The 12,788-nt window shown below is 53.8% G+C and carries 11 protein-coding genes; 4 read left to right on the top strand and 7 right to left on the bottom strand.

All coding sequences use genetic code 11. The annotated features are described in order from the left end of the window. From aceF to phoU, 4 genes are all read left to right on the top strand, one after another. The gene (gene aceF, locus ACVL1J_RS08605) at positions 1 to 1,353 is read left to right on the top strand and encodes a dihydrolipoyllysine-residue acetyltransferase (protein ID WP_491665282.1); all 1,353 of its coding nucleotides are present in this window, start codon (positions 1 to 3) and stop codon (positions 1,351 to 1,353) included. A 14-nt stretch (positions 1,354 to 1,367) separates the two neighbouring features. Next, a complete protein-coding gene (gene lpdA, locus ACVL1J_RS08610; protein ID WP_341237418.1) occupies positions 1,368 to 3,152 on the top strand; it encodes a dihydrolipoyl dehydrogenase in 1,785 nt (594 codons plus the stop codon). Positions 3,153 to 3,290: 138 nt separating this feature from the next. Next, positions 3,291 to 3,944 carry a ribose-5-phosphate isomerase RpiA gene (gene rpiA / locus ACVL1J_RS08615; protein WP_491665283.1) on the top strand — a complete coding sequence of 218 codons (654 nt, stop codon included), beginning with the start codon at positions 3,291 to 3,293 and terminating at the stop codon, positions 3,942 to 3,944. 145 nt (positions 3,945 to 4,089) lie between these two features. Continuing rightward, positions 4,090 to 4,791 carry a phosphate signaling complex protein PhoU gene (gene phoU / locus ACVL1J_RS08620; RefSeq protein WP_491665284.1) on the top strand — a complete coding sequence of 234 codons (702 nt, stop codon included), beginning with the start codon at positions 4,090 to 4,092 and terminating at the stop codon, positions 4,789 to 4,791. Positions 4,792 to 4,880: 89 nt separating this feature from the next. Here phoU and ACVL1J_RS08625 read toward each other — a convergent pair whose 3' ends face one another. The 7 genes from ACVL1J_RS08625 to ACVL1J_RS08655 all read right to left on the bottom strand — a co-directional run bounded on the left by ACVL1J_RS08625 (position 4,881) and on the right by ACVL1J_RS08655 (position 12,783). Further along, positions 4,881 to 5,153, bottom strand: a complete 273-nt coding sequence (locus tag ACVL1J_RS08625) for an oxidative damage protection protein (protein WP_008249931.1) — start codon at positions 5,151 to 5,153, stop codon at positions 4,881 to 4,883. Positions 5,154 to 5,182: 29 nt separating this feature from the next. Beyond that, complete coding sequence (locus ACVL1J_RS08630) at positions 5,183 to 5,764, bottom strand: dihydrofolate reductase (RefSeq protein WP_236550875.1); 582 nt, start codon at positions 5,762 to 5,764, stop codon at positions 5,183 to 5,185. A gap of 3 nt (positions 5,765 to 5,767) precedes the next feature. Beyond that, positions 5,768 to 6,562, bottom strand: coding sequence for a thymidylate synthase (thyA, locus tag ACVL1J_RS08635; RefSeq protein ID WP_474562360.1), 795 nt, complete (start codon positions 6,560 to 6,562; stop codon positions 5,768 to 5,770). A gap of 66 nt (positions 6,563 to 6,628) precedes the next feature. Beyond that, the gene (locus ACVL1J_RS08640) at positions 6,629 to 8,410 is read right to left on the bottom strand and encodes an ABC transporter transmembrane domain-containing protein (protein WP_491665285.1); all 1,782 of its coding nucleotides are present in this window, start codon (positions 8,408 to 8,410) and stop codon (positions 6,629 to 6,631) included. A 19-nt stretch (positions 8,411 to 8,429) separates the two neighbouring features. Continuing rightward, positions 8,430 to 9,548 (bottom strand): lipocalin-like domain-containing protein, encoded by a 1,119-nt coding sequence (locus ACVL1J_RS08645; RefSeq protein ID WP_159570868.1) that lies wholly within the window; start codon positions 9,546 to 9,548, stop codon positions 8,430 to 8,432. Then, positions 9,545 to 12,103 carry an FtsX-like permease family protein gene (locus ACVL1J_RS08650; RefSeq protein WP_341238171.1) on the bottom strand — a complete coding sequence of 853 codons (2,559 nt, stop codon included), beginning with the start codon at positions 12,101 to 12,103 and terminating at the stop codon, positions 9,545 to 9,547. Before ACVL1J_RS08650 ends, ACVL1J_RS08645 begins: the two co-directional genes overlap by 4 nt. 8 nt (positions 12,104 to 12,111) lie before the next feature. Beyond that, positions 12,112 to 12,783 carry an ABC transporter ATP-binding protein gene (locus tag ACVL1J_RS08655; protein ID WP_341238170.1) on the bottom strand — a complete coding sequence of 224 codons (672 nt, stop codon included), beginning with the start codon at positions 12,781 to 12,783 and terminating at the stop codon, positions 12,112 to 12,114. Positions 12,784 to 12,788 lie beyond the last annotated feature (5 nt).

Below are 12,788 nucleotides of genomic sequence, written 5' to 3' on the forward strand. Positions count from 1 at the left end.
ATGACAATCGAAATCAAAGTACCCGACATCGGCGATTTTGACGGGGTGGAAATCATTGAGGTGCTGGTGAAAGCCGGTGACACCGTATCGGCGGAGCAATCCATCATCACGGTGGAATCTGACAAAGCCAGCATGGAAATTCCCTGCCCGCAAGCCGGCGTAGTAAAAGAACTGAAAGTGAAAATCGGCGACAAGGTTAAAGAAGGAACCTTGATGCTGATTCTGGAGCCTGCTGAAGGAGGTGCTGCTGCAGCGCCTAAATCTGAAGCGGCCCCAAAGGCAGAAGCACCGAAAACCGAGGCAGCCAAAACGGAAGCACCGAAGCTTGCAGCACCAGCCGCAGCGCCTGCGCCTGTTGCAAGCGCTGCGCCAGCGCCTGCTGCTCCAGTTAGTGCTGAGCCGCACAATCCAACAGCTGCACCGGTGAACGCACCGCACGCAAGCCCTTCAGTGCGCAAGTTTGCACGTGAACTGGGTGTGAATTTGACCACCGTGCAAGGCACTGGGCCCAAGGGTCGCATTACACCCGACGACGTTCGCAATTTTGTGAAAGCCGCCGTTGCGGGAGTGGGTTCTTCTTCGACCGGTGCAGCCAAGGGCGGCAGTGGTGTCGGTCTTGATTTGTTGCCTTGGCCAAAAGTGGATTTCACCAAGTTTGGTGAAATTGAAGAACAAGAACTTTCTCGCATCAAGAAGCTGTCTGGCCCGAACTTGCATCGCAACTGGGTCATGATTCCCCACGTTACCCAGTTCGATGAAGCCGACATTACCGATCTGGAGCAATTCCGCAAAGACACCAATGCAGCTTTGGCCAAACAGGGCGTGAAGCTGACCATGCTGGCTTTCGTCATGAAAGCTTGCGTGGCCGTGCTGAAAAAGTACCCCGCTTTCAATGCCTCGCTAAGCGAAGCTGGCGACAAGCTGATTGTGAAAAAATATTGGAACATCGGTTTTGCAGCCGACACACCCAATGGTTTGGTGGTGCCTGTGATCAAGGGCGTTGACCAAAAAGGCTTTGCGCAAATTGCCAATGAATTGGGCGAGCTTTCCGCCCAGGCACGCGATGGCAAGCTGAAAGGTGCCGACATGCAAGGCGCCACATTCACGGTGTCATCCCTTGGCGGTGTGGGTGGAACCCTGTTCACCCCCATTATTAATGCACCAGAAGTTGCAATTCTCGGCTTGTCCAAATCGGCCATGAAACCGGTTTGGAACGGCAAGGAGTTCGAACCACGCCTGATGTTGCCTTTGAGTTTGAGTTACGACCACCGTGTCATCGACGGTGCCATGGCTGCCCGATTTACCACTGAGCTTGCTGGCGTGTTGGCCGACATGCGCAAAGTGCTGTTGTAAAGGGGGATGAACACATGAAACTGATCGTTCCTGATATTGGTGATTTTGATTCCGTAGAAATTATTGAAGTGTTGGTGAAAGAAGGCGACAAAGTGAGCAAGGAGCAATCCTTGATCACGGTGGAGTCCGACAAAGCCAGCATGGAAATTCCGGCATCGGATGATGGCGTGGTGACCAAGCTGCTCGTGAAAGTGGGCGACAAAGTATCCAAGGGCAGCGAGATTTGCGAAATCAGTGGTGGTGGTGCTTCTGCTGCCGCCCCGGCTTCTACCCCTGCCGCCGAGTCCAAGCCAGCAGCACCTGCGGCGGAGTCCAAACCGGCTGCGCCTGTGGCCGCTGCACCCGTGGCATCTGCTGGCCCCGCCAGCAGCTACAGTGGTCAAGTGGACCACACGTGCGATGTGTTGGTGTTGGGTGCGGGTCCAGGTGGATATTCCGCAGCGTTCCGCAGTGCCGACCTTGGCATGAACACAATTCTGGTTGAACGCTACAGCACCTTGGGTGGTGTGTGTTTGAACGTGGGTTGCATTCCTTCCAAAGCACTGTTGCACACTGCACAGGTGCTGGAAGAAGCGCAGCACATGGGCGAGCACGGCATTGCATTTGCAAAGCCGAAAATTGATCTCGACAAACTGCGTGCGCACAAAGCAGGCGTGGTTGGCAAGCTGACCGGTGGTTTGGCTGGCATGGCCAAGGGCCGCAAGGTAAAAACCCTGCAAGGTGTGGGCAGCTTTTTGAGCGCCAATCACCTGGAAGTGGTGGCTGCCGATGGCGGTAAACAAGTGGTGCAATTTGGCAAGGCAATTGTTGCTGCTGGTTCGCAACCTGTGCATTTGCCATTTATTCCTGAAGATCCGCGAATTGTCGATTCCACCGGTGCCCTTGAACTGCCGTTTGTTCCCAAACGCATGTTGATTATTGGCGGTGGCATCATCGGCCTTGAAATGGCCACTGTGTATTCCGCGCTGGGCGCACGCCTTGATGTGGTCGAAATGCTCGATGGCCTGATGCAAGGTGCTGACCGTGATTTGGTCAAGGTTTGGCAGAAGCGCAATACACCGCGTTTTGACAACATCATGATGAAAACCAAAACTGTGGGGGTTGAGGCCACCAAGAAAGGCATTTTGGTAACTTTCGAAGGTGAGCAAGCCCCGAAAGAACCCCAGCTTTACGACATGGTGTTGGTGTCAGTGGGCCGTACGCCCAATGGCAAAAAAATTGGTGCTGACAAAGCAGGTGTTTCTGTCACTGACCGTGGCTTTATCCCGGTGGACAAGCAAATGCGCACCAACGTGCCGAATATTTTCGCCATCGGCGATGTAGTGGGGCAACCCATGTTGGCGCACAAGGCTGTGCATGAAGCCCATGTGGCCGCTGAAGCCGCTGCGGATGAAAAAGCCTATTTCGATGCTCGGGTTATTCCAAGCGTGGCCTATACCCACCCCGAGGTGGCCTGGGTCGGTCTGACTGAAGACCAGGCCAAAGACCAAGGCATTAAAGTGGGCAAAGCGGTATTCCCGTGGGCGGCGTCCGGTCGTGCCATTGCCAACAACGCCGATGATGGCTTCACCAAACTTCTGTTTGATGAGGAAACCAAGCGTGTGGTGGGCGGCGGTATTGTCGGCATGAATGCCGGCGACTTGATCGGTGAAGTATGCCTGGCCGTAGAAATGGGCGCAGACGCTGTCGACATTGGCAAAACCATTCACCCCCACCCAACCCTGTGTGAAAGTGTGGGCATGGCTGCTGAGGTTTACAAAGGTGTGTGTACCGATTTACCAGCCCAGAAAAAGAAGTAAACACAGACCTCTTGGTCGCAAACTCAGGAAAAACCAACTGCATGCAGTTGGTTTTTTCTTTTCCGCTTCACTTCTGCCTTTAAAATACGGTTTACCCGTCAGCACACTCAATATCAATCAGGAATATCAACACCCATCATGGATGCTCTAACACTGAAGAAAATGGTGGCCAAGGCCGCGCTTGAATATGTCCAGCCTGGCACCGTACTCGGTGTGGGCACTGGGTCGACTGTGGATTGCTTCATTGATGCCTTGGCCGAGTCAGGCATTCAACTCAAGGGCGCAGTGTCATCTTCCGTGCGTTCCGAGAAAAAGCTGCGTGAAATTGGCGTGCTGATTGTCGACATGAACGATGTAGAAAGTCTGTCGATTTACGTGGACGGCGCTGATGAAGTGGATCCAGCGAATTGCCTGATCAAGGGTGGTGGCGGTGCCAACACCCGCGAGAAAATTGTGGCTGATATTTCTGAAAAATTTGTTTGTATCGCAGACCAATCGAAGCTGGTGCAAGTGCTGGGGGCTTTCCCTTTGCCAGTTGAGGTTTTGCCCATGGCGCGCAATGCGATTGCTCGAAAGCTCGAAGCCTTGGGTGGTCAGGTGAAATTGCGCGAAGGTTTTACCACCGACAACGGCAACATCATTCTGGATGTGAGTGGCTTGAAAATCACCGATCCGGTTGCCATGGAAAAAGATATTAATCATTGGCCGGGCGTGGTAACCAACGGGCTTTTTGCGATTCGAAAGGCCGATGTGGTGCTAATAGCGACAGCAGAGGGCATAAAAACCCTTTAATCCCACATGCAGACAGGATGAAGGCCTGAATAATTGTGTAGAACATGGCAGAATAAAGTGACGATGTGGCTCGGTTTGACAAATTCCTGTCATGTGCTTGTGCCACATTGCATCGTTACAACAATTATCCGGTTAAGGAAGACAAATGACTGAACACACCTCCAAACAGTACGACGCCGAACTGGAGTCGCTGCGCACTCGCGTTCTACAGATGGGCGGCCTGGTGGAGAATCAGATCGTGTCAGCAATCGAGGGTCTGGGTGCGGCCGATACCAACATTTTCAAGGAAGTGATTCGTCGCGAGAAAGAGGTCAACGACATCGAACTTGAAATTGATGAATTGTGTAACCATATTCTTGCGCGTCGCCAACCAGCAGCCGTCGATTTGCGTTCCGTGATTGTGGCCATCAAAATGATTCGCGACCTTGAGCGAATTGGTGATGAGGCTGAGAAAGTGGCGCGTATGGGCATGATGATTGCCGATGCCGGTAAACATTTTGTGCCCAAAGTTGATCTGCATCGCATTGCCGGCAACGCAATTGCCATGTTGCGCAAGGTGTTGGATTCATACGCTCGGGTGAATGCGGTTTCGGCGGCTGAAGTGGTGAAGGCGGATATCGAAGTGGACGACGAATTCAAGGCGATTTTGCGCCAGTTGATCACCTTTATGATGGAAGACCCACGCACTATTTCTCGTTCTATTGAAATTTTGTTTATTGCAAAAGCAATTGAACGAATTGGCGACCATTCCAAAAATATGTCTGAACACGTGGTTTACATGGTCAAAGGGCGTGACGTTCGCCACCAAGGTCCAGAGGCAGTTGCCCAAGAAGCCTCGGGAAACTGATCAACCACTGTTTGTGCCTTAGTAAAACTAGAAAGCCCGCTTCATTACTGTGTAGCGGGCTTTTTTTTAGCTAAATTTGCTTCGATCAATCAGTTGCTGGGTGGTACATAACCCGCTGCCTGTTCGGCACCATCGCCAAAGAAATGCTTTTCCATTTGCTCCATCAGGTACTTGCGGGCGCGTGCATCAGCCAGGCTCAGGCGGTTTTCGTTGACCAGCATGGTTTGGTGCTTTAACCAGTCTTGCCAGGCTTGTTTGGACACGTTTTCAAAAATTTTCTTGCCCAATTCACCGGGTGCGGGGGGGAAGTCCAGCCCTTCGGCTTCTTTACCCAATTTAATGCAGTTCACTGTGCGTGCCATTTTTTACTCCTTCTAACCCTGTAAAGGGTTTAATTCTTCGCGGGGTGATTGTCTACTTTTGCGTATTTTACAAAATCAAAGCCCCATGCGCGTTCGCTGGTGGCTGGATTGACGATTCGATCTGTTTCCCCGAACCTGGATCGGTCCCAATCTGGAAAACTGGCGTCACCGTCAAAGTCGTGATGGATCTCGGTCAGAATCAACTCATCGACCAGGTTCTGGTTCAGTGCCTGTTGATACAAGTTGCTGCCGCCAATCAAAAATACCTGTTCAAAGCCTGCAAGCCATTTCAGTGCATTGGGTAAGTTTGTGGCTGTGGCAATTTGAGTGGCGCTGCCTTCCGGTAGCGCTGCAGGGTAGGCAATTACGTTTCGAGGCGTGCCGTCTTTGGCGGGGGCGGGAGTCCATTCCGCGTTGCCCGACAACACCACGTTCAGGCGGCCAGGCAGCGGTCGATTAATCGACTCATAGGTTTTTCTGCCCATTAAAACCGGGCACCCCAGGGTGGTTTGCTTGAAAAAAGCCAGGTCTTCGGGCAAATGCCAGGGAAGGCTGTTGTTGATGCCGATAATGCCGTTTTTGGCCACCGCAGCCACAATGGATACTTTCATGATTTAAATCGCCACGGGCGCTTTGATGTGCGGGTGGCAAGTGTAATTCAGAATTTCAAAGTCTTCGAATTTGTAATCGAAAATACTTTCGGGCTTGCGCTTGATTTGTAGCGTTGGCAAAGAATAGGGCTTGCGGCTGAGTTGCTCGGCCACCTGCTCCATGTGATTGCTGTACAGGTGGCAATCGCCGCCCGTCCACACAAAATCGCCCACATCGAGATCGCACTGCTGGGCCACCATGTGGGTGAGCAGGGCGTAACTGGCGATGTTGAAAGGCACACCCAGGAAAATATCGGCACTGCGCTGGTAGAGTTGGCAACTCAACTTGCCATCGGCCACATAAAACTGAAACAGTGCATGGCAAGGTGGCAACTTCATATTGTTGATTTCAGCCACGTTCCAGGCGCTCACAATGTGGCGGCGAGAATCGGGGTTGTTTTTGATTTGTTGCATCAATTGCGAAATTTGATCGATGTGGCGGCCGTCGGCTGTGGGCCAGCTGCGCCACTGCACACCATAAACAGGGCCCAGGTTGCCGTTCTCATCGGCCCACTCGTCCCAAATGCTGACGCCGTTTTCTTTCAGGTAGCGAATGTTGCTGTCGCCCATCAGAAACCACAGCAGCTCGTGAATGATCGAGCGAGTGTGCAATTTTTTCGTGGTCACCATCGGAAAGCCGTCTTGCAAATTGAAGCGCATTTGATAGCCAAACACGGAACGCGTGCCGGTGCCGGTGCGGTCCATTTTGTCGGTGCCGTGGTTTAGCACGTGCTGCATCAAGTCAAGGTACTGTTGCATGGTGTATTCGCTGCAAATTCGAGGGTTCTTGGATCCGACAAGTTTACCTTGTCGGGCCGATGCACCCTAAGCTGGTGCCATCATTTTCTGTGCATTTTCATCAATGAACTGAAGCGAGGCCAGCTTGGCATACAACCCTTGCCGGGCCATCAGGTTTTTGTGGGTGCCCATTTCGACAATCTTGCCTTCATTCATCACTACAATGCGGTCGGCTGCCATCACTGTGGCCAGGCGGTGAGCAATAATCAGCGTGGTTCGGCCGTGACGGCTTTTTTCAATGGCCTGTTGTACCAGTTGCTCACTTTCTGCATCCAGGCTTGCGGTGGCCTCGTCAAGCAATAGCAAGCCTGCATCGCGCAGCACAGCGCGGGCAATGGATACCCGTTGACGTTCGCCGCCGCTTAAGCGCACACCTTTTTCACCCACGTTTGTATCCAGGCCCTCTGGCATTCTGCGTACAAAATGGGTTGCAGCCGCATCGGCAAGCGCCTTGTTGATTTCTTCGGCGGTGGCGTCAGGTTTGCTGTAGCGCACATTGTCCTGAAGGCTTCCAGAAAAAATCACGGCTTCTTGCGATACATAGGCACAATTGGCACGCCATTGCTCCAGGTGCAAACTTTCCAGGGCTTTGCCTTCGATCAAAATTTGTCCTTGGTTCACGTCGTACCAGCGCAGCAGCAGGCTGAACAGGGTTGATTTGCCAGCACCCGAAGGTCCTACCACGGCCAATGTCTCGCCGCGTTGAATGCTCAAGTTGAAGTCTTCGAGTATGAATTTTTCAGGGGCAGAAGGGTAGGCAAAATCAATGTGGTTGAACTCGATCAAGAAACCACCTTGTTTGGGCGGCGGCGGCAAGCCATGTTTGTGAATGGTGGTGTCCAGGTTCAGCAATTCAACCAGCCGCTCGGCTGCACCTGCAGCACGTTGAAATTCTCCCAGTACTTCCGACAAAGCTGCAAAGCCCGCGCCCACAAAGGCTGCATACATCACAAACTGGGCCAATTCGCCTGCGCTCATTTCACCACTGGCCACTGCCTTGGCACCCATCCACAGCACCACCACCAGGCCTGAAAAGGCCAAGCCAATGGCGACAAACAACAAGGCCGAGCGGTTCACCGTGCGCCTGCGTGCGGTTTGATACGTTTGCTCGCTGGACTTGGTGAATTTGGCTGCTTCGGTGTGTTCCTGGTTGAATGCCTGGACGGTGGTAATCTGGTTCAGAACCTCTTGCGCAATTGCGCTGCTGTCGGCCAGTTTGTCCTGGCTGGCCCGGGACAATTTGCGTACGCGCCTTGCCAATATCACCACCGGGATCATGACCACCACGACCAAGAGAAGTACCGCACCCGAGAGCAGGGGGCTGGTGAGCAACAACATCACCAAACCACCCAATGAGGTCAAACTGTTTCGCAAAAAAAAGGACAGGCTGCTGCCAATCAATGTTTGGATGAGTGTGGTGTCGGCAGTAAGTCGTGAAAGTACTTCGCCTACTTTCAGCGTTTCAAAAAACTCGGGTCGTTGTACCAGCAGGTGGCTGTATACGCGGTTGCGCAAATCAGCAGAAATTCGTTCGCCCAGTGTGGTCACCAGGTAAAACCGCACAGCGCTGGCCATGGCCAGAACGAACACCAATATCAGTAAATAAGCAAATGCGGTATTCAAGCCTTCCGGATTTTCACCAGCCAGATAACCGCTGTCGATCAGCCAGCGAAACATGACTGGCATGGTCAGCGACATGGCCGAGCCCAGCAGCAATGCACCCAGCGCGGCAACGGCCCAGGACTTGTGCGGGCTTATCAGCGAGCCGAGTGTGGAGCCCAGCGTTTGAAGTTTGTTAGTGTTGCTCATTCAGTGTGTGGCATTCGACTTAAAGTTGCATGGGGCGATCATACCCCGTCATTTCAAGATAGCCTCGGCCCCAAGGCGAAGCCTTGTTGCTTTTCACGCGCACGGCGCCTTCCCAATACAAAGTGCCCGTGCTGGCGCGTGCGTCCAGTTCCTGATCATCAAACAGCGGTTCAAGTTCGAAGGTTTGCTCATCGAGTTGCAGCTGTTGCGCCACAGGGTATTGAATTCCGGTTCGGGTTGATTTCCATTGGCGCAACACCTTGAACTGGATTTGCCTGAAATTACGTACCTCGCCATTGGCCTGGCGAAGTGCCGCATGGGTCCACACCGGGGGTTTGGTGTTGTCGCGGTCGCGAATTTGAAAGGCCATCAGCGACTCACCCTGATCACCGTGCAAACCAACCCAGTCCCAACCCTGGGCGTTGGGTGCCAATACAGTGCTGGACCATTCATGATCCATCCAGAAGGTGCCTTGCACTGGCAATGTTTTGCCCTCAATGCGAATGGTGCCCGTGCTTTTCAGGTGCGGCATGGTGATGTAATAACTCGCTTGCTCTGGTTTTGGTCCTTTTTGGGAGTAGCCGCCTTGGCCCTGTATCCATGGGGTCTGGGTTTCCGCCATGCTCAGGTTCATCGAAAGTTGCGGTGTATCCACCCGGCATTGCCATTGGCTGCCATTGCCACTTTGCAGGTGCCAGCCTGGCATTCGAATATTCAGTACCTCAGTGCTGCTGGTTTTCAATTCGGCGCCGCCGCGGCCTGCGCGGCGAACGATTTGCTCATGCACCAGCTTGCCTGCCTTGGGCAGCGCCACCGCTGCATGCGCAAATAACAGTTGTTGGGGCGAGAATGCACTGGGGTTTTGAACATTCACATTGGGTGCAGATCTGAAAAACGTAATTTGCACGCCGAAAGCCTGTTCAAATTCAGGGCTTTCAAACCACCCGGTGAAGTACCACCATTCGGTACGAAATGCAGGGTGCACGCCGTGGTCTTGTGGCAGCCTGGGTAGTATCTCTGGGCTCGGCTGCGCGTATACCCGTTCAAGGCCGCGTGCAGCATGCACCGATCGCGGCAAGGCCAGTTGCGCGAGGACGGGCAGCGCCAAGCCTGCTTTCAGAATTTTCCGCCGCATCATGCCCAGTCCTCTTTGAGTTGGTCCACCAGTTGTGTATTCAATTTGCCGCGCAGGGCAAGCGTGACTGTTGCGCTGCTCATTGCCACCAACACCACGACCATCAAGATCAGATCACGCCAGGGCGTAAACCATTCCATGGTCCAGTGAAACGATTGTGGATTGACCACAAAAATCAGGATGGCTGCAAATGCAAGGCCAATCGTCAAACCCACGCCAGCCGCCAAAGTCGAGGCCAGGAAAGCTTCGCGTGCAATCAGCTTGAGCATCCATCCCGGGCCAGCCCCAATGGCACCGAGCAGCGCGAATTCGCGCTTGCGTTGCAATGCCATGGCAGAGAAGGTTGTGCCCACACCAAACAGGCCAATCACTATGGCGGCAATTTCCAGCAGGTAGGTGACCGCAAAACTCCGATCGAAAATGTCCAGGCTGATTTGTCTGATTTCTCCAGGCTCGGCAAAGTCGATTTTGTTTGACAAGGCGGTAGTGCTGGCTGCCTTTTCAATCCGGGTGATGGCTTCTTTCACCGTGACAGCCTGGTTTGGCCATACAGCGCCTTGAGTGTCTTTGAATTTCACATTGAATTCACTCAGCAGTGCAGCTTTGGGCAACACGATCGCACCGTGCTGCCGGGTGTAGTCGCGCCACACGCCCATCACCGTGGTGGGTATCACGGTGCCCTGGTCCAGTTGCAACACAAGTTGACTGCCTGCTTTTAAACCGTAAAGGTCGGTCATGGGTTCACTGACCCACACTGGCAAAGTACCAGCCTGTGGTGAATCCAGGGTGGTGCCGGTCATTGGCAGGCGTTGCCGGGCCGCGTCGACACCAATCGGTCTTGCAATCAATTCCACGGCAGGTCGTTTCGGGTCGAGCACCAAAGATTGCGAGCCCCAGAATTCAATCAAATCAATGCCTGGCTCCGCAGCCAGTTTGTTTTGAAATTCATCCGGAAATGCTGGAATTGTGGGTGTGTTTAATTTGACATACAAGGGCGCGGGCAGCACCTGCGTTAACCAATTGTCGAGCGAAAAGCGAAAACTGTAGATCATCACATGCATGGCCACCACCAACGCAAAACTGGCCACCACGCCCGATAACCCTACCGCCAGCAAATTCGGCGTACTGGCCAGCCGCGATTTTGCAAGATCCCCAAGGGCAGACAGCTGCGCGGGGTGGCGAATGAATGCGCGCACCACAAGCCCGATCATGGCAATGCCGCCAAACAGGCCGAAGGCAACTGCCAAATAGCCGCCCACGGGAATGTTGCCATATGGAGGAATCCACAGGCAGGCAAGCGCAATTGCACACAGCAGCAAGCCCAACCAGTGCGCTTTGTTGGCAAACTGCAGGCCTGCCTCTTCGGTGCCAGCGCGCAGCCGCTGGTGCAAAGCCATTTGCCCGGTTTGAAATGCAGGGGACAAGCCGCCCAGTAATGTCGCCAACACGCCGAAACCGCCAAACAGCATCGCGTCAACAGGTGCAAGGCTTACCGCACCGTGCGCTGCTTCAAAGTAACCTGCGCCCAAATCAACGCCCAAATAGCGCACTACCGACCAGGCCAATCCCCAGCCCATTGCAACACCCAAGGCCCCACCCACGATGCCGCAGCACATGGATTCAAACAGCACTTGCATGCGCAATGCGCCCGCTTTGGCCCCCAAGGCTGCCAACAAGGCCCATTGGCGCGAACGTTGCGCCACGGCGAGCATTTGAGTTGAAAAGGTGAGAAAGCCACCTGTTAACAGGGCCACCATGGCCAGAATTGACAGGTTGGCACGGTAGGCCTGTGACACACTGGCACCCCGTGTGCCTTGTTCACTGGGTGTTTCAAGGCGGCCCAGGCTGGCGAACTGCGCCTCGTATTGTTTTTGAAATGCAGCCGGACTTACGCCTTCTCTGAGCTTCAGGTCGACTCGGGATATCTGTCCCAGGGTGCCCAGGCGCCACTGCACTGCTGCGATATCCGCCATGGCCAACACCTGGCCCGCACCCGCCGCAGGCACATTGCCCGCAATGCGCCATTCAGCACTACGGTTACCTTGCAGTGTGCTGAGCGTCGGCTGTTCGCCGGGCAACTGTTCTTTCAATGCCGGGCTGATGAATACGTTGTTGCTGTTTAACAGCGGTATGTCGCCTTGCTCTGGGGGGTTCTCTGTTTTTTCATTGGTTTGTCCAATCAGGTTGGGGGTTACCAGGGCCGCGGTAAAAACATCCAGCCCCAACCAACGCACTGGTTTTTCCAGGTCCCTGACTGGTACCAAAATGTCAATGACTGGCGATGCCACAGCCACTTCAGGCAGCACACTGAGTTGGTCCAGTGCGGCTTCCGGCAACAGTTGGCTGTGCGGCAGCAATTGCAAATCGGCCTGCCCGGAAAACTGGCGCACACCGTTGTTGAACTGATCCAGTGCCTGTTTGTGAATCAGGTGCACTGCAAAGCCAAGGCCCACGCCCACTGCAATTGACAACGTGGCGATCAACCATTTGAAAGGCTGGTCTCGCAACGCACCCGAGAACAATTGAAATTTCAATGCGAGTTGCGCAGGTAGGAACATGCCGGATTTCATACCAGTCGGTGCTCGGCCAAGCTGAGTTGTTGATTCAAATGGCCTGCTGCCTTCATGGAGTGCGTCACCATGACCAAGGCACAGCCATGTGTATTGCAGGCTTGCAGCAACACCTGCAGAACACGTTCGGCGTTGTCTTCGTCAAGGTTTCCAGTGGGTTCGTCTGCAAGTATCAGGGGCGGGTTCAAAGCCAGGGCACGCGCAATGGCCACGCGCTGTTGCTCGCCACCCGACATTTCTCGGGGGAAACTATTTGCCTTGTGGGCCATGCCCACTTGTTCCAGCAAGAGTGATGCGTGTGCGGAATCGGGTTTTTGACCCGCAAGCAGAAAGGGCAGTTCAACGTTTTGTCGGGCGCTTAAATGCGGCATCAGGTAGTAGGCCTGAAACACCAGACCCACGTGCCGAAGGCGAATGGCCGCCACTTGATTGGTGTTGAGTGTGCAGATATTTTTACCTGCCCAATACACTTCGCCTGTGTCGGGCTGATCCAGGGCCGCCATCAGGTGGAGCAATGTGGATTTGCCTGAGCCCGATTCTCCAACCACTGCAAGAGATTCACCCTGCTGAAGTTGCAGATTGACGTCTTTAAAAAGCTGAACGCCACCAAGTGTTTTTGAAACCCCCGCTACAGCGAGGGTTGCCGTGTTTGCATGTGCTTGATTCACCTGAA

This window comes from Limnobacter sp. G6BE5S, from assembly GCF_058448965.1.

Bases quoted from the DNA above. Each gene is read 5' to 3' on its own strand.
- rpiA (WP_491665283.1), top strand. From the start codon at position 3,291: ATGGATGCTCTAACACTGAAGAAAATGGTGGCCAAGGCCGCGCTTGAA.
- lpdA (WP_341237418.1), top strand. From the start codon at position 1,368: ATGAAACTGATCGTTCCTGATATTGGTGATTTTGATTCCGTAGAAATT.
- aceF (WP_491665282.1), top strand. From the start codon at position 1: ATGACAATCGAAATCAAAGTACCCGACATCGGCGATTTTGACGGGGTG.
- ACVL1J_RS08625 (WP_008249931.1), bottom strand. From the start codon at position 5,153: ATGGCACGCACAGTGAACTGCATTAAATTGGGTAAAGAAGCCGAAGGG.
- ACVL1J_RS08650 (WP_341238171.1), bottom strand. From the start codon at position 12,103: ATGTTCCTACCTGCGCAACTCGCATTGAAATTTCAATTGTTCTCGGGT.
- thyA (WP_474562360.1), bottom strand. From the start codon at position 6,562: ATGCAACAGTACCTTGACTTGATGCAGCACGTGCTAAACCACGGCACC.
- ACVL1J_RS08645 (WP_159570868.1), bottom strand. From the start codon at position 9,548: ATGATGCGGCGGAAAATTCTGAAAGCAGGCTTGGCGCTGCCCGTCCTC.
- ACVL1J_RS08640 (WP_491665285.1), bottom strand. From the start codon at position 8,410: ATGAGCAACACTAACAAACTTCAAACGCTGGGCTCCACACTCGGCTCG.
- ACVL1J_RS08630 (WP_236550875.1), bottom strand. From the start codon at position 5,764: ATGAAAGTATCCATTGTGGCTGCGGTGGCCAAAAACGGCATTATCGGC.
- phoU (WP_491665284.1), top strand. From the start codon at position 4,090: ATGACTGAACACACCTCCAAACAGTACGACGCCGAACTGGAGTCGCTG.